Here is a 22,445-nt window from a genome sequence, read left to right as displayed (position 1 = left end):
CAGTGCCTTGGCTTCAATCTGACGGATACGTTCACGGGTAACGTCAAACTGCTTGCCCACTTCTTCCAGCGTGTGGTCGGTGTTCATATCGATACCGAAACGCATGCGTAACACCTTCGCTTCGCGAGCCGTCAAACCGGCCAGCACGTCATGGGTGGCAGAACGCAGGCTTTCCGAGGTTGCGGAATCCAGCGGCAGCTCCAGCGTGGTGTCCTCAATGAAATCGCCCAAATGCGAGTCTTCATCGTCGCCAATCGGCGTTTCCATGGAGATCGGCTCTTTGGCGATTTTCAGCACCTTGCGGATCTTGTCTTCCGGCATCAGCATGCGTTCGGCCAGTTCTTCCGGGGTAGGCTCACGGCCCATTTCCTGCAGCATCTGACGGGAAATACGGTTGAGTTTGTTGATGGTCTCAATCATATGCACCGGAATACGTATGGTGCGCGCCTGATCCGCAATGGAACGAGTGATTGCCTGCCGAATCCACCAGGTGGCGTAAGTGGAGAACTTGTAGCCACGACGGTATTCGAACTTATCTACCGCTTTCATCAGGCCAATGTTGCCTTCCTGAATCAAATCCAGGAACTGAAGGCCGCGGTTGGTGTATTTCTTGGCAATCGAAATAACCAGACGCAGGTTGGCTTCCACCATCTCTTTCTTGGCGCGACGCGCTTTGGCTTCACCAATCGACATACGGCGGTTGATGTCTTTCACTTGTTCGATAGTCAGGCCGGTTTCTTCCTCGATCTGTTGCAGTTTCAGCAGGCTGCGTTCAACGTCGTCGGTGACTTCACGCAGTTTTTCAGACCAGGGTTTACCCATCGCCAGCGCAGCTTCGAACCACTTGATGCTAGTTTCGTTGCCGGTGAACATCGTCATGAAGTTTTTCTTCGGCATTTTGCATTGCTCAACGCACAGCTTCATGATCAAACGTTCTTGCGTGCGGACACGATCCATCATGGAGCGCATGCTGTTGACCAGCAGATCGAACTGTTTCGGTACCAGACGGAACTGTTTGAAGACTTCGGACAACTTGTTGATCTCGTCGATCGCGGACTGATGGCTGCGGCCATGCGCCTTAATGCTCAGACGAGTCGCTTCGTATTGTTCACGCAATTCGGTGAATTTTTGGCGGGCCAGCTCCGGATCGATGCTGTTATCGTCATCGCTATCGGAATTGTCGCCGTCTTCTTCTTCGTCTTCTTCTTCGTCTTCAATCTCTTCGCCTTCCAGTTCAGTGCTTTCAGGCGCTGCGGCGGCCAGATCCTCTTCCGCATTGGGATCGACAAAGCCGGTGATGAGATCGGATAGACGGCTTTCGCCGGCTTCAACGCGATCGTACTGATCAAGCAGGTAGGTGATCGCTTCCGGATATTCGGCTACGGAGCACTGTACCTGATTGATGCCGTCTTCGATGCGTTTGGCGATATCGATTTCTCCTTCACGAGTCAGGAGTTCGACGGTCCCCATTTCACGCATATACATACGTACCGGGTCGGTGGTGCGCCCGATTTCAGATTCTACGCTGGATAGCACCTGCGCTGCTGCTTCTGCGGCATCTTCATCGGCGGTGTTCTCAGCCAGCATAAGATCATCGGCATCCGGCGCTTCCTCCATTACCTGGATGCCCATGTCATTAATCATCTGGATGATGTCTTCGATCTGATCGGAGTCGATGATATCTTCCGGCAGATGGTCATTGACCTCAGCATAGGTCAGATAGCCTTGCTCCTTACCACGAGTGACAAGTAGCTTGAGCTGTGACTGCGGGTTTTGCTCCATAAGACGATATCCACACTTCAGAATATTGAGGTTGGTGTTGGTTAGCGTAAAGCACTAACAATAACATTAGGGGTAATTTTCTTATCGCCGTTGCCCCTGAACGGCACTCTGTAGGGCTCGACCCTACTATTTATCGGCAGTTAAGCCTCGGGTAATCAGTTTTTCCTGGTCAGCGCCAACTGCAGTGACCAAAGTTCTTTGCGCTCTTGGGCATTCAGCCCGTGGGTTCTGTCGCGGGCGATCAGCGCTTCCAGCCGTTGTTGCAACAATTGATCGTAAAGCTCTGCCAGACTGATTCTGAATTTTTCTTCGAGCTCTTCTTCTTCGATCATATGGTTCCAAGACGCCAGAGTTTCAAGCTGTCTGCGGTATGGGCTGTCACGATATTTTTCCAGTAACAATCCCATACTCATTCCTGGGCTTTCGCTGCAGGTTTTCACCACATCCAGAAACAGGCTCAGCCCGGGCATTCGGTTTTCTTCAATGCCTTCCAGAGAAAGATCCGGCACTTCTGCCGACAGTCTCGGATGCTGCACTAAAAGTCCTATCAGTATACGCATAGTTGTGACTTTTAGCCGGGGAGGCTGGTAGGACGACGCCTGCTCGGAGATCCTGGGCATCAGTCGATCAAGTTGGCTGTCATCCAACAACCCCAGCTTTTGCCCCAGTTGCTGACGCAGATACAGACGCAGCGTTTCGCCGGGAACCTGACTTATCAACGGCAGCGCCAGCGTACTGAGCTTGGCCCGACCGTCGGGCGTGCTCATATCGACTTGCTGCAACAATGTATCGAACAGAAACGCCGATAGCGGCATAGCCTGTTCGATACGCTGTTCAAATGCCGCTTTTCCCTCTTTACGTACTAGCGTATCCGGATCTTCGCCATCCGGCAGGAACATAAAACGCAACTGCCGACCGTCATCCAGATAGGGAAGCGCCGTCTCCAGCGCACGCCATGCCGCATCGCGACCGGCTCTGTCTCCGTCATAACAACAAACGACCTGGTCTGTGGCGCGGAAGAGTAACTGAATGTGATCAGCCGTGGTCGATGTTCCCAACGATGCCACCGCATAGTCGACGCCAAACTGAGCCAGCGCCACAACATCCATATAGCCTTCTACAACCAGAAGCTTTTTCAGATCCGGATGTTTCTGCTGTGATTCATAAAGGCCGTACAACTGCCGCCCTTTATGGAAAACCTCTGTTTCCGGCGAGTTAAGGTATTTGGGCGTGCCGTCTCCCATAACCCGGCCGCCAAACGCAATGACTCGACCGCGTTTATCACGAATAGGGAACATGACCCGATCGCGGAAACGATCATAGCTGCGACCTTGTTCGTTCGTTACCAGCATGCCTGCATCTGTCAACGTACTGCGGTCTTCACTGCTTCTACCGAAGCGTTTTAGTACGTTGTCCCAACCCGATGGCGTACAGCCAATAGCGAACTGTTTGATGACATCATCGCTCAGACCGCGTTTGTTCAGGTATTCTCTGGCAGCGCGCCCGGCCGGTTGGTCAAGAGTCTGCTGGTAAAACACGCTCAATTGCGCCATGAGTTCATAAAGGCTTTGTCGCTGATGGCGCTCCAGTTGACTTGGCCCGGTTCCCGCTTCGTAAGGCACTTCGAGGCCATGCATGGCCGCCAGTTCTTCAATGCTTTCAACAAATTCCAGACGATCATAATTCATCAGGAAATCAATGGCATTGCCGTGAGCGCCACAGCCAAAGCAGTGATAGAACTGTTTGTCACCATTAACAGTGAATGACGGTGTTTTTTCATGGTGGAACGGACAACACGCATGATAATTCTTGCCCTGCTTTTTCAGCTTCACACGTGCATCGATCAGATCGATGATATCGGTGCGAGCCAGCAGGTCATTAATGAATACGCGCGGAATACGTCCAGCCATAAGCCCCTGTCATAGCTTATAAACGACAATAAGCCGCGCATTCCTTTCGGAAAGCACGGCCTTCGTATGCAACTGCTAAGTCTGCGGATTAATCACGCGGAGGGGAAAACCCCAGAAAATTAATACAGACGAGTGCGGCGTGCGTTTTCTCGAGCCAGCTTCTTGGCATGACGCTTAACAGCAGAAGCTTTTGCGCGTTTACGTTCAGTAGTCGGTTTTTCATAGAACTCACGACGACGAACTTCAGCCAATACACCTGCTTTTTCACAGGAACGCTTGAAGCGACGCAGAGCTACGTCGAACGGCTCGTTTTCACGTACTTTAATTACCGGCATGTGCCTCTCACCTCAATAAATCGGTATGTTGCTGGCCTGTGCCAGCCTTTTCAAAATGGTGCGGAATTCTACTGCAATCGCGTCGCGTTTGTAAAGCCCGTGAACAAACATAAACCATTTTACGGCCTTCCGTGCCTATAATTCACAGGGGGTATGGTAGACTACCCGCCGCCCGACGCAACCGGCGCCAGGCGTACAGCCAGTCAAGAAATGAGAGTAATTACAGTAATGCGCGTATTGGGTATAGAGACTTCCTGCGACGAAACCGGCGTAGCGATTTATGACACGCGGGCAGGCCTGTTGGCTAACCAGCTTTACAGCCAGGTTAAGCTGCATGCGGATTATGGCGGCGTAGTGCCGGAATTGGCGTCACGTGATCATGTTCGTAAGACCGTTCCCCTCATTCAGGCCGCGTTGCGAGACGCCGGTTTAAATAAAGGCGATATTGATGGCGTTGCCTATACTGCCGGGCCCGGTTTGGTTGGGGCTTTGCTGGTTGGTGCTACGGTTGGCCGAGCGCTGGCATTTGCCTGGAATGTGCCGGCCGTGGCCGTTCATCATATGGAAGGCCATCTGTTGGCACCTATGTTGGAAGACAATCCCCCTTATTTCCCTTTTGTCGCGTTGTTGGTTTCCGGCGGGCATACCCAGTTGATTAGCGTAACAGGGGTCGGTAAGTATCTACTGCTGGGGGAGTCTATTGACGACGCGGCAGGCGAAGCATTTGATAAAACGGCCAAACTGTTAGGGTTGGATTATCCCGGCGGGCCCTTGTTATCGAAGATGGCGCAGGCCGGCCAGCATGGACGGTTTGTTTTTCCCCGCCCAATGACGGATCGTCCGGGGTTGGATTTCAGTTTTTCAGGTTTGAAAACGTTTGCCGCCAATACCATTCGTGAAAATGGGAATGACCCGCAAACCCAGGCGGATATCGCGCGAGCGTTTGAAGATGCTGTCGTCGATACGCTGGCGATTAAATGTCGTCGGGCACTGGATGAAACCGGGTTTCGTCGTCTGGTGATCGCCGGAGGCGTCAGCGCTAACCAAACATTACGCCAGAAACTGGCAGAGATGATGAATAAGCGTGGTGGCGAGGTGTTTTATGCTCGTCCTGCGTTTTGTACCGATAACGGTGCAATGATTGCTTATGCTGGCGCAGTACGCCTTCAACAGGGGACGATGAGCGATTTAGGGATAAGCGTCAGGCCTCGTTGGCCGCTGGCTGATTTACCCCCGGTGTGAGAAGCAACATTGTCCATAAATAAGGAAATACTGTGCGGCCCGATGCCGATTTGGCTAAAGGGGAAATTTCCGCTGAGAGCTCGCCGCTGGGAACTTCCCTTGAATTTTCTGCCGGGCCGGCTTGAATGGTACAACACGGATGTTTTTTCAGAGCTCTTGCTCAAACAAAACCAGAATGGCCTCGTAGAGCTGTTTGACACTGAAGCCCTTTGCCGGCGTGGTAAATATAGTATCGTCGCCGGCAATGGTGCCGAGGATCCCTTCAGATTTGCCTAGCGAATCCAGTAAACGAGCAATAAGCTGAGCGGCGCCGGGGCTGGTATGAATAACGACTACCGCATCGTTGTGATCGACATCCAGTACCAGATTTTTCAATGGACTGGTTGTCGTCGGTACCCCCAGCTCTGCGGGCAAGCAATAAACCATTTCCATCTTGGCATTGCGGGTTCTGACCGCACCGAACTTTGTCAGCATGCGGGAAACCTTCGATTGGTTGATATTTTCAAACCCATCGTCCTGCAGCGCTTGCACAATTTCACTTTGAGAACTGAATTTTTCTTCTTTTAGTAACGCTTTGAACGCTTTTACCAAATCTTCTTGTTTTGTTGAATTTCGCATTCGGCACCGGGGTAATTGGATTAATCATTCTCCGCATTATGCATATAAATGAATTTTTATGCAATATTTTTGCCTGTGGAGTCGTATTGCTATGGAACGCCTTTTCATTTTTAAGAGACAAAACATCACGCGATTTGAAGTATTTGGTTCTGTGCTCTCTCTCACAAAAAAGTAAATGAAATGTTATCAAAATGATGTTGTTTAGAGAGTGGTGCATGTTGTAATGCAACAAAATGGTTAACCTGTCGTGGGCTCATGTCGGTGTTCGGCGCCATTACCTGTAACTTTACTTACCTTTCAGTTTTTATACGTATTATTAGTTTATTATTAATTACATAGCGCCCGATCACCGTATGCGTGTTTATCCTCGCCAAAAACAGTTCCACCTGCTTGTCAATTAAATACGCATGGTTATAACTAAATGAATCCACGGTACTTTTAATTAATAAGATAATAAGGAGTTTAGGATGAAAGTTGCAGTTCTAGGAGCCGCAGGCGGTATTGGTCAAGCCCTTGCTCTTCTCCTCAAAACCCAGCTTCCTTCAGGTTCAGAATTGTCGCTCTATGACATTGCTCCCGTGACTCCAGGTGTTGCTGTTGATTTGAGTCATATTCCAACAGCAGTCAACATCAAAGGGTTTTGCGGTGAAGACGCCACCCCGGCGTTGGTAGGCGCGGATATCGTACTGATTTCTGCGGGAGTGGCTCGTAAACCTGGCATGGATCGTTCCGATCTTTTTAATGTAAATGCCGGAATTGTGCGTAACCTGGTAGAGCAGATTGCCCGCACTTGTCCTAAAGCCTGTATCTGTGTCATTACCAACCCTGTTAATTCGACGGTAGCTATTGCCGCTGAGACGCTTAAAAAAGCGGGAGTTTATGACAGAAATAAACTCTTCGGCGTCACGACGCTCGATATTATTCGTTCAAATACTTTTGTTGCTGAGTTGAAGGGAAAGCATCCCCAGGAAATCGATGTGCCTGTTATTGGTGGGCATTCTGGGGTCACTATATTGCCTTTGCTTTCCCAGATTCCCGGCGTCGACCTCTCTGAGCAGGAAGTGGTTGCTTTGACCAAGCGTATTCAGAATGCTGGGACTGAAGTCGTTGAAGCTAAAGCCGGCGGCGGCTCTGCAACATTGTCAATGGGCCAAGCCGCTGCTCGCTTTGGGTTGTCACTGGTTCGCGCTTTGCAAGGCGAAAGCGGTGTTGTCGAATGCGCTTATGTGGAAAGTGACGGCAAGTTTGCTCGTTTCTTTGCTCAGCCATTGTTGCTGGGAAAAGAAGGGATCATGGAGCGTAGAGAGATAGGGGCACTCAGCGCTTATGAACAACAATCTCTGGTCAGCATGCTCGATACATTGAAGCAAGATATCGTGCAGGGTGAAGTGTTCGTCAATAAATAACCTGCCTGTTTGTTTTAAAAAGGCCGGAGATCAACAGTATCTCCGGCCTTTTTATGGGTTTACTGTATCCAGCCGTTAGTGGGGACGAATCAGTTTTTTACGATCGAGTAATTCATTGGTTATATGATCATAGTAACGGCTTGGCCAGATCTCAGCAGGATGGATGCCTAGTGCATCCGCGATCAACCATTCTCCTTTTGGCCACGGTCGGGATAATGCGTTAGCTAATGTTGATGAACTCAACCCGGCCGCCCGAGAAACCGCTGCAAGTGTTGTTCCTTTTTTTCTTAGCGCCGCAATAATATCGGCAGGATGCCAATCATTTTTCCTTGAATTCATAATCCTTCCCTTATTGCTATAAGACGACAGCGTATTAATGGTATAACTAACGTTTCATGGTGAATGGTTTCGTTAACCAGGAATCATTATTTGGAAATAATATAGCATCAATTTCCTGAATATTTCCAATTAATTTCCAAATGGAACTGCGTGTGTAACGAATGGCACTATCGGGATGAAAAGGACATGAAAAAAGAGTGGTTTGCGACCAGCGAATTGGTTGGTGTTGGCGGACTGCCTAAATCAAGGCAAGGATTGAACAAGCGGGCCCGAGAAGATGGTTGGGAAAAACGTCGACGCAAAGGTGTGCAAGGGCGCGGTGTGGAATATTCGATCCACAGTTTGCCACAAACTGTTCAGCAGACGCTGCTTATACAGGAAACATCAGGAGAATATTCGGTGAAATCGTCGGATATGCTATCTGTCTGGATTCAAATTTATCAGCAGCTATCGGTGCCGGAACGTGAAAAACTGATTGCATTTATCATGCGGGAAGGTGTCTCCGCGACGCTAAAACAGCTTGGATTGACCAATTCAAGTGTTGCTTCTTTAATAAAAGATTTTTCTGAATAATACCGCTACCGGACCATTCCGCACACGTTGAGTATGGAGTGGTTCCGCTCCCCCTTACGTAGCTTTACACCCTTTTATTCCATCTGGCGCTGTCGATTAGCCTTGTTCTAACGTGAACTCATTAGATGTTTGGATAAAATTAGTCTATTATGTGGAAACTTAACTCCTATTGTGGTTTGTTTGTTTCTTAATAAATGGAAGGGTATCAAAGGGAGTATTTAGATGAAGAAAGAATGGTTCGCAACGAAGGAATTATTGGGTGTAGCGGGCCTGCCGACAACCCGGCAGGGGGTGAATAAGCAGGCCAATGTGAAAGGATGGGCAAGGCGGAAACTCAAAGGTGTTCAGGGAAAAGGCGTTGAGTATTCACTCTGGAGCTTGCCTGATAACGTCAGACATACTTTGCAGGAAAGCTACCCGGCTTATTCTGTCATGAACGATTCGGAACAATTATCAATTTGGATGGAGACTTTCAATCAGCTGTCAGCCGCTGAGCGTGAGCACCTCATTGACTTGATTCTAAGAGAAGGTGCGATACCTCTACTGGCCTGCCTCAACAGCAGACCGAAGGGAATGATAGAGTAGTAGACACGGCAGAATTAGTAATCACGCTGGACCGCCAGATGTGCCAGGCTTTCCAGCGCGGTTTTGAAATCACTGCGCGGCAGGCATTGTAATGCGGCAATCGCTTTGTCTGCTTCTTCTTCCGCACGTTGACGGGTGTATTCCAACGAACCGCATTCCTGCATGGCTGCCAGCACAGGAATCAATAGGTGACGCCCATTACCTTGTTCGATCGCTTGACGGATCATACGGCGTTGTTCCGGATTGCCGTGATGCATGGCGTGCAGTAGCGGTAGGGTGGGTTTCCCTTCATTCAGATCATCGCCGGTGTTTTTGCCGAGCGTTTTGCCGTCCGCATTATAATCCAGTAAGTCATCAATCAATTGGAATGCGGTTCCCAGATAGCGGCCATAATCCCGTAAAGCGTTTTCGCATGTGGTATCAGCATCAGCCAGAATGGCGGAAGACTGGGCGGCAGCCTCAAATAAGCGCGCGGTTTTACTGTAAATTACGCGCATATAGCTCTCTTCAGTGATGTCTGGATCGTTGCAGTTCATTAATTGCAGCACTTCACCTTCGGCTATGACGTTAACCGCGTCGGACATAACGGCCAGTACGCGCAGAGAAGACAGGCTCGTCATCATTTGAAATGCACGAGTGTAGATAAAATCACCGACCAACACGCTGGCGGCGTTTCCGAATGCGGCGTTAGCGGTAGCTTTACCCCGGCGCATGTCTGACTCATCGACAACGTCATCATGTAAAAGTGTTGCTGTATGGATAAACTCGATCAGCGCTGCGACTGTTATATGTTTATTTCCTTGATAATTCAGTGCTCTGGCTGCAAGTACCGCAATCATGGGGCGGATACGTTTTCCTCCGCCGCTGATAATGTAATGTCCTAATTGATTAATCAGCGCGACATCGGAATTGAGCTGTTCCAGAATGATTTGATTGACGGCGGCCATATCCTGTGCGCTTAACGCTGTAATTTGCTCTAGGTTCATCGTTTTTGCCAGCTAAAGAGTTCAATGTTGCCGTAAATTTGTAGTTTATATCGGCACTAAATAGGGGGTGGTAGCCTTGATTGTACTTGAAAAATGGAGCAGATAAACGGCAGTTAATGGGTTGTATTCTTTTTCTTCACGTTGATGGATTCAAGGCTTGTCATCAGCTGGTTTTTTGCGTAGAATTCGCGCCCTATTGTGAATATTTATAGCGTGCTCTGAATACTGAATAATTCATGTGGGCATGCAGAGAGCGGAGTTTTTTATGTACGCAGTTTTCCAAAGTGGTGGTAAACAACACCGAGTAAGCGAAGGCCAGACTGTTCGCTTGGAAAAGCTGGACATCGCAACTGGTGAAGCTGTTGAGTTTGACCAGGTTCTGATGGTTGCTAATGGTGATGACGTCAAAATCGGTGTTCCCTTCGTGGACGGCGGGAAGATCAAGGCTGAAGTTATTGCTCATGGTCGTGGCGAAAAAGTGAAGATCGTTAAGTTCCGTCGCCGTAAGCATTACCGTAAGCAGGCTGGTCACCGTCAGTGGTTTACTGACGTGAAAATCACCGGCATCAGCGCTTAAGTTTTAGGAGAGCGGATTAATGGCACACAAAAAAGCTGGCGGTTCAACTCGTAACGGCCGTGATTCAGAAAGTAAACGTCTTGGTGTAAAGCGCTTTGGCGGAGAAGCAGTGTTGGCTGGTAGCATTATCATTCGCCAGCGCGGTACTAAGTTCCACGCAGGTAGCAATGTAGGTTGTGGCAAAGACCATACTCTGTTTGCGCTGTCTGACGGTAAAGTTAAGTTCGAAGTTAAAGGCCCTAAAAATCGTAAATATGTCAGCATTGTTGCTGAATAATTGACGATACAGGCTAGAGCTTTAAGCCCTGCAACTTGTTGCAGGGCTTTTTCTATTTCGGGGCATAACAGTAGAACAACTTGGATAAGCCATCATAATGAAACAGAATGCTGGCATCGGATTGAGCCTGGCATTGACCACTGCTGTATGCTGGGGCGCATTGCCAATAGCGATGAAGCAAGTTTTGGCCAACATGGAGCCCTATACCGTAGTTTGGTATCGTTTCGTGATTGCGTCCGTTGGTCTGTGGCTGTTTCTTCGTGCCAAAGGTAATTTGCCGACTGTTAGGTTGTTTAATCATCAGCGTTGGTGGATTTTGCTGTTTATCGCTACTGGAGGACTGTTGGGAAACTTCATGCTGTTCAGCTCATCGCTGCGCTACTTGAGCCCAACAACTTCACAGGTTATCGGTCAGTTATCTCCTGTCGGAATGATGATTGCCAGTGTTTTTATTCTGAAAGAGAGGATGCGTCTAAATCAGGTCATCGGTGTAATCATCTTAATTTCTGGCCTGGTGATGTTTTTTAACTCCAGTTTGGTTGAAATACTTACTCGGCTTACTGATTATACTTTGGGCGTATTACTGGGTATGGCGGCTGCCACAGTCTGGGTATCTTATGGTGTGGCTCAAAAAGTGTTGCTTCGACGGTTATCGTCGCAACAATTGTTGTTTCTGTTATATGCGCTATGCGCTCTCTGTATTACTCCGCTGGCAAAGCCGTGGGCAATTTTTCAATTAAGCAACTGGCAACTGGTTTGTTTGTTGTTTTGCGGAATCAATACGCTGGTCGGATATGGTGCGCTGGCTGAAGCTATGGCACGTTGGCAGGCTGCTCAGGTAAGTGCCATTATTACCCTTACCCCACTATTTACCTTATTTTTCTCAGATATTCTGGCGCTTGTCTGGCCTTCTGTTTTTGCGTCACTTGAGCTGAATCCGCTTGGTTATATAGGGGCGTTTGTTGTTGTAGCTGGGGCCATGTTTTCGGCTATTGGGCACCGTATTATCGGGCGGTAATCGTTTATATATCCAATCGCCCATTTATTTCTGCTGTTTATTTTTAATACAGGTGAAATTTTTACTCCGAGCAGGTACAATCTGCCCCCCTTTATCAGAACAATTCTGATGCATCGGTTTTTTATTGGTCACGTTTTCATTGATGTTGCCAGAAATCAAATAGTTATACCAAAGAGAACCAATAACCATCAGGCAAATCGATCATTCTCTATTGGTTTTTTTCGGAGACAGTTCATGAAGTTTGTAGATGAGGCCACCATTCTTGTCGTGGCTGGTGACGGTGGCAACGGCTGCGTCAGTTTCCGCCGTGAGAAATATATCCCTAATGGCGGGCCGGACGGCGGCGACGGCGGCGACGGCGGCGACGTGTACCTGCTGGCTGATGAGAACCTCAATACCCTGATTGATTACCGTTTCGAGAAATCGTTTCGCGCTGAACGTGGGCAGAATGGTCAGAGCCGTGACTGTACCGGTAAACGTGGCAAGGATATTGTCATCAAAGTTCCGGTAGGCACACGAATTCGTGATAAAGGCACGGACGAGATCCTTGGCGATATGACACGTCATCAGCAGCGTTTGCTAGTCGCCAAGGGGGGCTGGCATGGATTAGGGAATACTCGCTTCAAGTCATCGGTGAATCGTGCTCCGCGTCAAAAGACTAGTGGTACGCCAGGAGAAGAACGAGAGTTATTGCTGGAATTGCTGTTGTTGGCGGATGTCGGCATGCTGGGGTTGCCAAATGCCGGTAAATCTACATTTATCCGGGCTGTCTCCGCTGCCAAGCCGAAAGTGGCTGATTATCCGTTTACGACGCTGGTTCCTAGTCTGGGCGTGGTTCGTATGGATAGCGAGCAAAGTTTTGTTATTGCCGATATTCCCGGATTAATCGAAGGTGCATCCGAAGGCGCCGGTCTGGGGATCCGTTTTCTCCGTCATCTGGAGCGTTGTCGTGTTTTGTTGCACCTGATCGATCTGGCGCCTATGGATGAATCTGATCCGATCCAGAATGCCAAGGTGATCGTGAATGAGTTGCATAGTTATAGCGCAACATTGGCTGAGAAACCTCGCTGGTTGGTATTCAACAAGGTGGATCTACTGGATCACGCTGAAGGCGAAAAGCGGGCTAAAGAGATTGCCAATGCTTTGGGGTGGGAAGGTAAATATTACCTGGTGTCCGCGGCCAATCGCGCAGGCGTGAATGCGCTATGCTGGGATGTCATGAGTTTCCTCAACGCCAATCCCAAAATCATGGAAACGGAAGAGGGAGCTGCAGCATCCCAAAAGGTCGAGTTCATGTGGGATGATTATCATCGTGAGCAACTGGAATCTGCTGACGAGGATATGGAAGAGGATTTGGATGATGACTGGGATGAAGACGATGACGAAGGCGTTGAAATTATCTATCAGCGTTAATACATCGGTTTGACTTCCACATCACCTGCATAGTAGAGATTTGCTTGTTAGTGGTATTCGATCCCCTTATCTAATTGATGGATAAGGGGATTTTTATTTAATAATCAATTGCTCTGGTAAATATCCTTATAGAGATGGGTCTCAAATCTCACCAGAGGGATTCTGCGCTCTTTCTGATCCTCTGGTGGCACGGCATAGCCAGAAAGATATTGTACGAAAGCCAGACGCTGACCGCTTGCGGTTGTAATAAAACCGGCCAGGTTATAGACCCCTTGAAGTGCGCCTGTCTTCGCCGAGACTTTGCCGTCCAAACCTGCTTCATGCAATCCTCCGCGGTAGCGCAGGGTGCCGTCGTAGCCTGCCAGTGGCAGCATTTTGATATAGTTTAGTTCGCTGTCGTGTTGGGCAATATATTGTAGTACCTGCATCATGGTGGCTGGCGCAATCAGGTTGTGACGTGATAAGCCGGAACCGTCTACGATGATGCTGTTATCCAAATTTACTCCAGCCTTTTGTCTCAGTATTTGGCGGACAGCGTCGGCGCCAGCTCGCCATGTACCTGGCACCTTAAACCTTTCGTGTCCTATCGTACGAAAAACAGTATCGGCAATCATGTTGTCTGACTTTTTCAACATAGTTGTCAGTAGGTCATGCAGCGGCTCGGACTGTGTTTGGGTTAATACGGTTCCCACTGTTCCTGGAAGGGTTTGTCGGCGTAGATTACCTGTTACATTTATACCCGCCTGTGCCAGCTCATCTTTGACGATGGCTCCCGCATAGCTGGCGCCATCTTGAATAGCAAATGCCAAAGGTAAAGGATCTGGGCGTTGGGTCAGACAGCCGGTGAGTGTGAAGCGGTTGAGTTCGCCAGGGACGACATCGAGCTCGCAATACTGCGCATCAGGAGAGCCTTTAGCCAGCGTGCGGACTTCGCTGAACATCTGAACCGGATAATAGGACGCCACTCGTATAAAAGCGGTTTCGCCTGCTTTAGGGGCGCTGTAAAGTGAAACAGAGAAGCAGTTTCTGTCGACGATGGCTGCGGCGGGCGGAGCGCTAAAGCATTGCGTCATATCATTCCAGGGCCATCCGGGAGCTTTATCGTGACTGGCAAAAACGGATGTGTCGATGAGGACATCACCCGCGATCTCGCGAAGACCGCGTTTTTTGAGATCCTGGATCATACTGCGGATCTGTTGACGTTTCAGCGTTGGGTCGCCGCTGAAACGAACGATCAGATTACCGCGTAGAACGCTGTTGGTGATCGTGCCGTGGCTTTCCATGGTCGTAATAAAGCGATAGTCTGGCCCCAGTTGCAGCAAGGCCGCCAGAGCGGTAATCACTTTTTGTGTACTGGCCGGCAATGCCATCTGATTGCTGTGATAATCAATGGTCGGTGTAGTTGCCCCGATTTTCTGCACTATCATTGCCAGGTTTGCGCCGTCTGGTAAGTATTTTATATGGTCTTCAACCGTGGCCGCATGGGCGCTTGTATACAGAAGAAAAGAACTGGCAATGCCGATAAGAATCGATGAAAAACGCATAATCTCAGTCAAGTACAGGGTAACGTGTGGTCATACTACGGCGCATCATGGTCTAAAGTAAACGATGACCCCCAGTGAACTCTGGGGTAAAATGCGTATCAAAATGCAAAACAGCCTCTGGCCTGGAAGAAACATTCCGGGCCGGGTTGTTTTTGTTTAAATTGTCAGCAAGCACTGGCATGGAAACACTCTATCGCGGAGGTTGAGTGCGTGAGAGTAACGGTTATTGGGCCGTTCGGATTTTTTTAGAGGTAGTGACGATATGAAGCAATTTCCGATGACATTGCGTGGTGCTGAAAAGTTACGTCAGGAACTTGAGCATTTGAAGACGGTCCGTCGGCCGGAAATCATTGCAGCAATTGCCGAAGCCCGCGAACACGGTGATTTGAAAGAAAATGCGGAATACCACGCTGCTCGTGAGCAGCAAGGATTCTGTGAAGGGCGCATTCAGGAGATTGAGGCCAAACTTTCTAATGCACAGGTCATTGATGTCACCAAAATGTCGGCGACAGGTCGCGTCATTTTTGGTGCGACGGTTACCGTGTTGAACGTGGATAGCGACGAAGAGCAGACTTATCGAATCGTTGGTGACGATGAGGCCGACATCAAGCAGAATCTGATTTCTGTCAATTCCCCCATAGCCCGCGGCTTGATTGGTAAGGAGACGGATGATGTCGTCACCATCTCAACTCCGGGTGGGGCTGTCGAATATGAGATTTTGAAGGTGGAATATCTTTGATGCAAGACGTTGGACTTTGCGCCGGCGGTTTTGTAAAGAATAGAAAAAGGCCGCATGCGGCCTTTTCTCTCGTCCTCAGTCATGGCACTTTGCGACGAAAATGAAACGGGTAGCCCCGGCTGAAAAATGTTATCGTGGCAACACGATTTTTCGGTCGGTTGACGCACGGTAAAGTACCAGCGTGTGGCCGATAACTTGAACATTACTGGCGCCAGTTTCGCGCAGAATGGCATCAATGATAAGCCCTTTGGTTTCGCGGTCTTCAGCAGCAATCTTGACTTTAATCAGCTCATGATGCTCCAGCGCCTGTTCTATTTCGGCCAGTACGCCTTCGGTCAGGCCGTTGTTGCCAAGCATGACAACCGGTTTTAGCGGGTGAGCCAAGCCTTTCAGGTGCTGTTTTTGTTTGTTACTCAGGTTCATTGTCTTTTTTGCTTAGGTTAGGATTGAAAACGGATCATTCTACCGCCATCTGGTAATTATCACCAATCTGACGGTGGTAATTGGTGGTGATCGAGACGTTTCATGTACCGAAAGCGCCTTATTTAAGAATAGTTGGGAAATCGATGGCTAACAAAAAGCGTTCTGCAAGTTCCACCCGCTGGTTGCAGGAACACTTTAGTGACAAATATGTGCAACAGGCGCAGAAAAAAGGGCTTCGCTCTCGCGCATGGTTTAAACTTGATGAATTACAACAGTCTGACAAGCTATTCAAACTTGGGATGACAGTTGTCGACCTAGGGGCTGCTCCCGGCGGATGGTCTCAATATGTGGTCAGTCAGATTGGCGGAAACGGGCGCATTATCGCGTGTGATCTCCTCCCTATGGATCCGATTGTTGGTGTCGATTTCCTTCAGGGAGATTTTCGTGATGAATTGGTGCTGAAAACTCTGCTGGAACGTGTTGGCGATGAAAAGGTTCAGGTTGTGATGTCTGATATGGCGCCCAACATGAGTGGTACTCCTGCAGTAGACATTCCCAGGGCCATGTATTTGGTGGAACTGGCGTTGGGAATGTGCCGGGATGTATTAGCGCCGGGAGGCAGTTTTGTAGTGAAAGTATTTCAGGGTGAAGGTTTCGATGAGTATCTCAGAGAGATTCGCACCCTGTTTACGACAGTGAAGATTCGTAAGCCAGAAGCCTCACGCGCCCGTTCTCGTGAGGTGTACATTGTAGCGACAGGTCGCAAACTGTAGTAACCTGACGCTATTTTTTAACACAGATGTAATATGAGGTTCATCCCTTGAGTGACATGGCGAAAAACCTGATTCTCTGGTTGGTCATTGCGGTGGTGCTGATGTCCGTATTCCAGAGCTTTGGGCCCAGCGAGTCGAATGGCCGTAGGGTGGATTATTCAACCTTTTTAACGGAAGTGAATCAGGATCAGGTCCGTGAAGCACGCATTAACGGACGCGAGATTAATGTTGTCAAAAAAGACAGCAGCCGATACACCACATATATCCCTGTCCAAGATCCCAAGTTGCTGGATAACCTCCTGACCAAAAGTGTGAAAGTGGTTGGTGAACCTCCTGAGGAGCAAAGCTTCCTGGCGACCATCTTCATTTCGTGGTTCCCGATGCTGTTGTTGATTGGCGTTTGGATTTTCTTCATGCGTCAGATGCAGGGCGGTGGTGGTAAAGGGGCTATGTCTTTTGGTAAAAGCAAGGCACGCATGCTTACTGAAGATCAGATAAAGACGACTTTTGCCGATGTTGCTGGATGTGACGAAGCAAAAGAAGAGGTCGCTGAACTGGTTGAGTATTTGCGTGAACCCAGCCGTTTTCAGAAATTAGGCGGTAAGATTCCTAAAGGCATTTTAATGGTTGGTCCTCCTGGGACTGGTAAAACCTTATTGGCTAAGGCCATAGCTGGCGAAGCTAAAGTACCTTTCTTTACTATTTCTGGTTCTGATTTTGTCGAGATGTTCGTTGGTGTCGGTGCTTCCCGTGTTCGAGATATGTTCGAGCAGGCCAAGAAAGCGGCACCCTGCATCATCTTTATCGATGAAATCGATGCTGTCGGTCGTCAACGTGGTGCTGGTCTTGGCGGCGGTCATGATGAACGCGAACAGACGCTGAATCAGATGCTGGTGGAAATGGACGGTTTTGAAGGTAATGAAGGCATTATTGTAATTGCTGCTACTAACCGCCCTGATGTTCTTGACCCGGCGTTGCTCCGGCCGGGCCGATTTGACCGGCAGGTTGTTGTCGGGCTGCCGGATGTACGTGGGCGTGAACAGATTCTTAAAGTCCATATGCGCCGGGTTCCTTTGTCTCCTGACATTGATGCCTCTGTGATTGCACGAGGTACCCCAGGCTTTTCTGGTGCTGATTTGGCGAATCTGGTGAATGAGGCTGCATTGTTTGCTGCACGTGGAAACAAGCGTGTGGTCTCTATGGTTGAGTTCGAAAAGGCGAAAGACAAAATTATGATGGGGGCTGAGCGTCGTTCCATGGTGATGACGGAAGCTCAAAAAGAGTCAACGGCCTACCACGAAGCTGGCCATGCCATCATTGGTCGCCTTGTTCCTGAACATGATCCGGTTCATAAGGTTACAATTATTCCTCGTGGTCGAGCTCTGGGGGTTACGTTCTTCCTGCCGGAAGGCGATGCGATTAGTGCAAGTCGTCAGAAGTTAGAAAGCCAGATTTCCACCTTGTATGGTGGTCGTCTGGCCGAAGAGATCATTTATGGTGTTGAACACGTATCTACCGGCGCATCAAATGATATTAAAGTCGCGACTTCGATTGCACGTAACATGGTGACTCAATGGGGGTTCTCCGAAAAATTGGGGCCGTTATTGTATGCTGAAGAAGAGGGCGAAGTTTTCCTCGGGCGCTCTGTGGCTAAAGCCAAGCATATGTCCGATGAGACAGCTAGGATTATCGATCAGGAAGTTAAATCTTTGATCGATAGAAACTATAGACGGGCTCGTGAGTTGCTGATGGCCAACATGGATATTTTGCATTCCATGAAAGATGCGTTGATGAAATATGAAACCATTGATGCACCTCAGATTGACGACCTCATGGCACGTAAGGATGTTCGTCCGCCTGCTGGTTGGGAAGAACCCGGCTCTACAACTGGTGGCAGCAATTCCTCTGATAACAGCGGAAGCGCCCCGAAAGCATCTTCGTCAGGCGATGAACAACGTCCCTCTGATACGGGAACGGACAACACAATGTCTGGTCCGATTAATGATAAATAAAGTTTCATGACTGCTGAAAAAGAATGAAATTTATGTTGAACCCCGGCTTGCCGGGGTTTTTTACTACCAGGACTGAGTCTTTGTGGTTTTGAGGTAGTGCAGGAGTGTGAGAATGCAACTAAAAGCTCGTGGTGCCGTGCTGGATTTATCTCGTCCCCAGGTCATGGGGATATTGAATGTTACGCCGGATTCTTTTTCCGATGGCGGTAAGCACAATACATTGGATGCAGCCATTCGGCATGCGAACGACATGATTACGGCCGGTGCAGCAATCATTGATATTGGCGGTGAATCTACTCGCCCTGGGGCAGGCGAAGTCAGCGTTGACGATGAACTGGAACGGGTGATCCCGGTAGTTGATGCCTTGTCTCGTCGTTTTGATGTGTGGATTTCGGTTGATACATCGAAGCCCGAAATTATTACTGCCGCTGCCGACGTGGGGGCTCATTTGATCAACGATATCCGGTCACTTCAACTTCCCGGTGCGATAAGTGCAGCGGCTGCGACAGGGCTTCCGATCTGTCTGATGCATATGCAAGGTTTGCCGCAAACCATGCAGCATTCCCCCCAATATGATGATGTGCTTAGCGACGTAGAGGTATTTTTCGAGCATCATATCGCCCAATGCGTAGATGCAGGCATCAAACGGGAACGATTGCTGCTGGATCCTGGATTCGGCTTTGGTAAAGATTTGCAGCATAATTATCGGTTGCTGGCATGCCTGGAACAGTTACATCATTTTGGGTTGCCTTTACTGGTTGGTATGTCCCGCAAATCCATGATTGGACAAGTATTGAATGTTCCTCCAGGGGAGCGGGTTTATGGAAGTATTGCGTGTGCAGTGATTGCCGCGATGAAAGGTGCTCAGATTATTCGCGTCCATGATGTCAAAGCGACCGTAGATGCATTACGTATTGTTGAAGCAACACTATCAGCGAAGGAATAGAAGATAACATTATGAGCTGCCGTAAATATTTTGGTACCGACGGTATTCGTGGCAAAGTCGGCGATACGCCAATTACGCCTGATTTCGTTTTGAAACTTGGTTGGGCGGCAGGGAAAGTGCTGGCTCGTCACGGCTCAAGAAAGATCATTATCGGCAAAGATACCCGCATTTCTGGATATATGCTGGAGTCTGCACTGGAGGCCGGGTTGGCTGCTGCTGGGCTTTCTGCTTCCTTTACTGGTCCTATGCCGACTCCCGCAGTAGCCTATCTGACCCGAACCTTTCGAGCTGAGGCTGGGATTGTGATTTCCGCTTCGCACAATCCGTATTATGACAACGGCATCAAATTTTTTTCTATCGATGGCACTAAATTGCCTGATGAAGTGGAAGAAGCCATTGAAGCTGAAATGGAAAAACCGTTGACTTGCGTTGAGTCGGCTGAGTTGGGGCGAGCCAGCCGTATTGTCGATGCCGCCGGGCGTTATATCGAGTTCTGCAAGAGCACTTTTCCCAACGAGCTGAGTCTGAACAATCTTAAGATTGTCGTCGATTGCGCAAATGGCGCTACTTATCATATTGCTCCCAGCGTATTACGCGAGCTTGGCGCTAAAGTAACAGTCATTGGTTGCGAACCTGATGGTATGAATATCAATCAGCAATGTGGTGCCACGGATGTGGAAAGTCTTCAGGAACGTGTGCTGAGAGATAAAGCCGATGTAGGTCTGGCTTTTGATGGTGATGGTGATCGACTGATCATGGTCGATCATCTGGGGAATAAGGTTGATGGCGACCAGATCCTCTATATCATCGCCCGAGAGGCTTTGCGTCAAGGACAATTGCGTGGCGGTGCGGTTGGAACCTTGATGAGTAATATGGGCCTGGAAGTGGCATTGAAACAGCTGGGAATACCTTTTGCTCGAGCGAAGGTCGGAGACCGATATGTACTTGAACTGATGCAAGAAAAGGGTTGGCGTATGGGGGCGGAGAACTCCGGTCATGTCATTTTGCTGGATAAAACTACTACTGGAGACGGCATTATAGCCGGTCTGCAAGTGCTTACCGCGATGGCCCGTAATCATATGAATCTTCACGATCTATGTAGTGGAATGAAGCTGTTTCCTCAGATCTTGGTCAACATAAGATTTTCTGGCGAGCATGATCCGCTGGAACATGAGTCGGTAAAACGTATTACTCAGGATGTTGAAACCCAACTAGGTAATAAAGGGCGTGTACTATTGCGCAAGTCGGGTACGGAGCCGTTGATTAGAGTCATGGTGGAAGGTGAGGATGAAGTCCAGGTAACTGAAATGGCCCATCGTATAGCCGAGGCTGTCAAATCGGCGGGATAGCAAGTTTCACGCCGGCGGGGATGTTCGACCTTTCCTCGCCGAAAAGGGTGTGCTGGGGAATTAAGACAATATAATCATGTGGATAAGTTGAAATATCCCTAGAACAAGGGAGAGGCGATGTTTTTTTCCTCAATCGGAGTGATGTTCCCAAATTACCCTTGCTAACCACGAATGCTTTGGTTAGTATTCAGACCCGATTTGTAAGGGATGTGACACATCCTGTATGGATGGCCGGCGGTTATTCCGCAAGAATTTGAACCAGTTCGCTTTTACTGCGAAAGATAATACGGGTACAGCTATGTACGAAGCTCTTTTAGTCATTTTCCTTCTGGTGGCAATCAGCCTGATTGGTTTGATTATGTTGCAGCAAGGTAAAGGTGCTGACATGGGGGCGTCTTTCGGAGCTGGGGCGTCTGCGACGTTATTTGGTTCGAGCGGCTCCGGTAATTTCATGACCCGAATGACTGCACTGCTTGCGACACTGTTTTTTGTTATCAGCCTTATCTTGGGGAATCTCAGTTCTGGGCATAGTAAAAAAAGCAGCGAATGGGAAAATCTCAGCCAACCTGCAAAGGTTGAGCAGGTAGTTCCCGAAAAACCGGCAACGCCGTCAAGTGATATTCCCAAATAAAAGCGAGTGATTTTTACCGGGTGGTTTTGTTAACCATCGGTTTATGAAAAGAAGTTGTGATGCCGAGGTGGTGGAATTGGTAGACACGCTACCTTGAGGTGGTAGTGCCCGATTGGGCTTACGGGTTCAAGTCCCGTCCTCGGTACCAATCCTATTGATAACTTGCAATTTCGTAGTTGTCAGCGTAGTATTTGCCACGTTTTCGGACGCGGGGTGGAGCAGCCTGGTAGCTCGTCGGGCTCATAACCCGAAGGTCGTCGGTTCAAATCCGGCCCCCGCAACCAACTAACTTTCCAAAAGCCTTTTTTCAAACAGATGTTCTGACGGTAACGTTGAATTCACAGTAAGTTTTGAAAAGATGCTTTATGGTGAGTTATGCCGCGACAGTATGCGGTAACAGGGTCCAGTTGCATAAAGCCCCGATATATCGGGGTTTTTTGTTATTTGACAACAGAATTACTGGGCTATAAGGCCCTTTTTTTATGTCTTGGGGGTGGGCTTGTCCACATTAGAGCAAAAATTGACAGAAATGATTTCAGCACCTGTTGAGGCTCTGGGCTATGAATTAGTCGGTATAGAGTTCATTCGAGGTCGCCAGTCAACACTGCGTATCTATATTGATAGTGAAGATGGGATCACTGTTGATGATTGTGCTGATGTCAGCCACCAGGTCAGTGCGGTGATGGACGTTGAGGATCCCATCTCGGTCGCCTATAACCTGGAAGTATCGTCTCCTGGTGTGGATCGGCCGCTTTTCACCGCAGAGCACTATGAGCGTTTTACCGGTGAGGAAGTCAGTTTGGTATTGCGTATGGCCGTCCAGAATCGCCGCAAGTGGCAGGGGATAATCAAATCCGTAGAAGGTGAGATGATCACTGTAACCGTGGAAGGCAAAGATGAGGTGTTCGCGCTGAGCAATATCCAGAAGGCGAACCTGGTACCCCACTTTTAAGGTTTGGATGAGGCA

23 protein-coding genes and 2 tRNA genes are annotated in these 22,445 nt (G+C 48.9%); 17 read left to right on the top strand and 8 right to left on the bottom strand.

The features are described from left to right. The 3 genes from rpoD to rpsU all read right to left on the bottom strand — a co-directional run. Window positions 1–1,782 (bottom strand): RNA polymerase sigma factor RpoD (rpoD, locus tag DPA2511_RS17280; RefSeq protein ID WP_023638470.1); only part of this gene is annotated, 1,782 nt, incomplete at its 3' end. A 155-nt stretch (window positions 1,783–1,937) separates the two neighbouring features. Then, a complete protein-coding gene (dnaG, locus tag DPA2511_RS17275) occupies window positions 1,938–3,692 on the bottom strand; it encodes a DNA primase (protein WP_015855030.1) in 1,755 nt (584 codons plus the stop codon). Window positions 3,693–3,811: 119 nt separating this feature from the next. Next, window positions 3,812–4,027 carry a 30S ribosomal protein S21 gene (rpsU, locus tag DPA2511_RS17270; RefSeq protein WP_001144069.1) on the bottom strand — a complete coding sequence of 72 codons (216 nt, stop codon included), beginning with the start codon at window positions 4,025–4,027 and terminating at the stop codon, window positions 3,812–3,814. A 228-nt stretch (window positions 4,028–4,255) separates the two neighbouring features. Between rpsU and tsaD the strand changes: the two genes are divergently transcribed. Then, entirely contained in the window at window positions 4,256–5,269 is a 1,014-nt protein-coding gene (tsaD, locus tag DPA2511_RS17260; RefSeq protein WP_015855029.1) for a tRNA (adenosine(37)-N6)-threonylcarbamoyltransferase complex transferase subunit TsaD, read from the top strand. A gap of 147 nt (window positions 5,270–5,416) precedes the next feature. Here tsaD and argR read toward each other — a convergent pair whose 3' ends face one another. After that, on the bottom strand, window positions 5,417–5,887 hold the full coding sequence (gene argR, locus DPA2511_RS17255; RefSeq protein WP_015855028.1) for a transcriptional regulator ArgR: 471 nt from the start codon (window positions 5,885–5,887) through the stop codon (window positions 5,417–5,419). Between the two features lie 467 nt (window positions 5,888–6,354). Between argR and mdh the strand changes: the two genes are divergently transcribed. Beyond that, a complete protein-coding gene (mdh, locus tag DPA2511_RS17250) occupies window positions 6,355–7,293 on the top strand; it encodes a malate dehydrogenase (protein ID WP_015855027.1) in 939 nt (312 codons plus the stop codon). A 75-nt stretch (window positions 7,294–7,368) separates the two neighbouring features. Here the strand turns inward: mdh and DPA2511_RS23020 are convergent, their stop codons facing one another. After that, window positions 7,369–7,632, bottom strand: coding sequence for a helix-turn-helix domain-containing protein (locus tag DPA2511_RS23020; RefSeq protein WP_015855026.1), 264 nt, complete (start codon window positions 7,630–7,632; stop codon window positions 7,369–7,371). Between the two features lie 186 nt (window positions 7,633–7,818). Between DPA2511_RS23020 and DPA2511_RS17245 the strand changes: the two genes are divergently transcribed. After that, window positions 7,819–8,205 (top strand): DNA-binding protein, encoded by a 387-nt coding sequence (locus DPA2511_RS17245; RefSeq protein WP_015855025.1) that lies wholly within the window; start codon window positions 7,819–7,821, stop codon window positions 8,203–8,205. Window positions 8,206–8,427: 222 nt separating this feature from the next. Beyond that, on the top strand, window positions 8,428–8,790 hold the full coding sequence (locus DPA2511_RS17240) for a DNA-binding protein (RefSeq protein WP_015855024.1): 363 nt from the start codon (window positions 8,428–8,430) through the stop codon (window positions 8,788–8,790). 14 nt (window positions 8,791–8,804) lie between these two features. On the opposite strand, the gene ispB is transcribed toward DPA2511_RS17240, so the two are convergent. Next, window positions 8,805–9,776 (bottom strand): octaprenyl diphosphate synthase, encoded by a 972-nt coding sequence (ispB, locus tag DPA2511_RS17235; RefSeq protein WP_015855023.1) that lies wholly within the window; start codon window positions 9,774–9,776, stop codon window positions 8,805–8,807. Window positions 9,777–10,041: 265 nt separating this feature from the next. Between ispB and rplU the strand changes: the two genes are divergently transcribed. The 4 genes from rplU to cgtA all read left to right on the top strand — a co-directional run bounded on the left by rplU (window position 10,042) and on the right by cgtA (window position 13,061). Next, entirely contained in the window at window positions 10,042–10,353 is a 312-nt protein-coding gene (gene rplU / locus DPA2511_RS17230; protein ID WP_015855022.1) for a 50S ribosomal protein L21, read from the top strand. Between the two features lie 19 nt (window positions 10,354–10,372). Continuing rightward, window positions 10,373–10,630: a 50S ribosomal protein L27 gene (rpmA, locus tag DPA2511_RS17225; RefSeq protein WP_015855021.1), complete on the top strand. Its 258-nt coding sequence runs from the start codon at window positions 10,373–10,375 to the stop codon at window positions 10,628–10,630. 97 nt (window positions 10,631–10,727) lie between these two features. Further along, on the top strand, window positions 10,728–11,648 hold the full coding sequence (locus DPA2511_RS17220; protein WP_015855020.1) for a DMT family transporter: 921 nt from the start codon (window positions 10,728–10,730) through the stop codon (window positions 11,646–11,648). A 234-nt stretch (window positions 11,649–11,882) separates the two neighbouring features. Continuing rightward, window positions 11,883–13,061, top strand: a complete 1,179-nt coding sequence (gene cgtA / locus DPA2511_RS17210; protein WP_015855019.1) for an Obg family GTPase CgtA — start codon at window positions 11,883–11,885, stop codon at window positions 13,059–13,061. A gap of 104 nt (window positions 13,062–13,165) precedes the next feature. On the opposite strand, the gene dacB is transcribed toward cgtA, so the two are convergent. Further along, the gene (dacB, locus tag DPA2511_RS17205) at window positions 13,166–14,605 is read right to left on the bottom strand and encodes a serine-type D-Ala-D-Ala carboxypeptidase (protein WP_015855018.1); all 1,440 of its coding nucleotides are present in this window, start codon (window positions 14,603–14,605) and stop codon (window positions 13,166–13,168) included. Between the two features lie 262 nt (window positions 14,606–14,867). On the opposite strand from dacB, the gene greA reads away from it, so the two are divergent. After that, complete coding sequence (greA, locus tag DPA2511_RS17200; RefSeq protein ID WP_015855017.1) at window positions 14,868–15,344, top strand: transcription elongation factor GreA; 477 nt, start codon at window positions 14,868–14,870, stop codon at window positions 15,342–15,344. 129 nt (window positions 15,345–15,473) lie between these two features. On the opposite strand, the gene yhbY is transcribed toward greA, so the two are convergent. Beyond that, window positions 15,474–15,767, bottom strand: a complete 294-nt coding sequence (yhbY, locus tag DPA2511_RS17195) for a ribosome assembly RNA-binding protein YhbY (protein WP_015855016.1) — start codon at window positions 15,765–15,767, stop codon at window positions 15,474–15,476. A gap of 143 nt (window positions 15,768–15,910) precedes the next feature. On the opposite strand from yhbY, the gene rlmE reads away from it, so the two are divergent. From rlmE to rimP, 8 genes are all read left to right on the top strand, one after another. Then, the gene (rlmE, locus tag DPA2511_RS17190) at window positions 15,911–16,540 is read left to right on the top strand and encodes a 23S rRNA (uridine(2552)-2'-O)-methyltransferase RlmE (protein ID WP_015855015.1); all 630 of its coding nucleotides are present in this window, start codon (window positions 15,911–15,913) and stop codon (window positions 16,538–16,540) included. 47 nt (window positions 16,541–16,587) lie between these two features. After that, window positions 16,588–18,552 carry an ATP-dependent zinc metalloprotease FtsH gene (gene ftsH / locus DPA2511_RS17185; RefSeq protein ID WP_015855014.1) on the top strand — a complete coding sequence of 655 codons (1,965 nt, stop codon included), beginning with the start codon at window positions 16,588–16,590 and terminating at the stop codon, window positions 18,550–18,552. A gap of 112 nt (window positions 18,553–18,664) precedes the next feature. Beyond that, a complete protein-coding gene (gene folP / locus DPA2511_RS17180; RefSeq protein WP_015855013.1) occupies window positions 18,665–19,498 on the top strand; it encodes a dihydropteroate synthase in 834 nt (277 codons plus the stop codon). Between the two features lie 11 nt (window positions 19,499–19,509). After that, entirely contained in the window at window positions 19,510–20,847 is a 1,338-nt protein-coding gene (gene glmM / locus DPA2511_RS17175; protein ID WP_015855012.1) for a phosphoglucosamine mutase, read from the top strand. Window positions 20,848–21,145: 298 nt separating this feature from the next. Further along, window positions 21,146–21,478 (top strand): preprotein translocase subunit SecG, encoded by a 333-nt coding sequence (gene secG / locus DPA2511_RS17170; protein ID WP_023638467.1) that lies wholly within the window; start codon window positions 21,146–21,148, stop codon window positions 21,476–21,478. A 61-nt stretch (window positions 21,479–21,539) separates the two neighbouring features. After that, a tRNA-Leu gene (locus DPA2511_RS17165) sits at window positions 21,540–21,626 on the top strand. Between the two features lie 59 nt (window positions 21,627–21,685). Continuing rightward, a tRNA-Met gene (locus DPA2511_RS17160) sits at window positions 21,686–21,762 on the top strand. A 215-nt stretch (window positions 21,763–21,977) separates the two neighbouring features. Continuing rightward, entirely contained in the window at window positions 21,978–22,430 is a 453-nt protein-coding gene (rimP, locus tag DPA2511_RS17155) for a ribosome maturation factor RimP (RefSeq protein WP_026595235.1), read from the top strand. Window positions 22,431–22,445: the final 15 nt, after the last annotated feature.

Origin of the sequence: Musicola paradisiaca NCPPB 2511 (genome assembly GCF_000400505.1) — a bacterium.
In the GTDB taxonomy this organism is placed as follows: domain Bacteria; phylum Pseudomonadota; class Gammaproteobacteria; order Enterobacterales; family Enterobacteriaceae; genus Musicola; species Musicola paradisiaca.
This window is presented reverse-complemented; position numbering and strand designations above follow the sequence as displayed.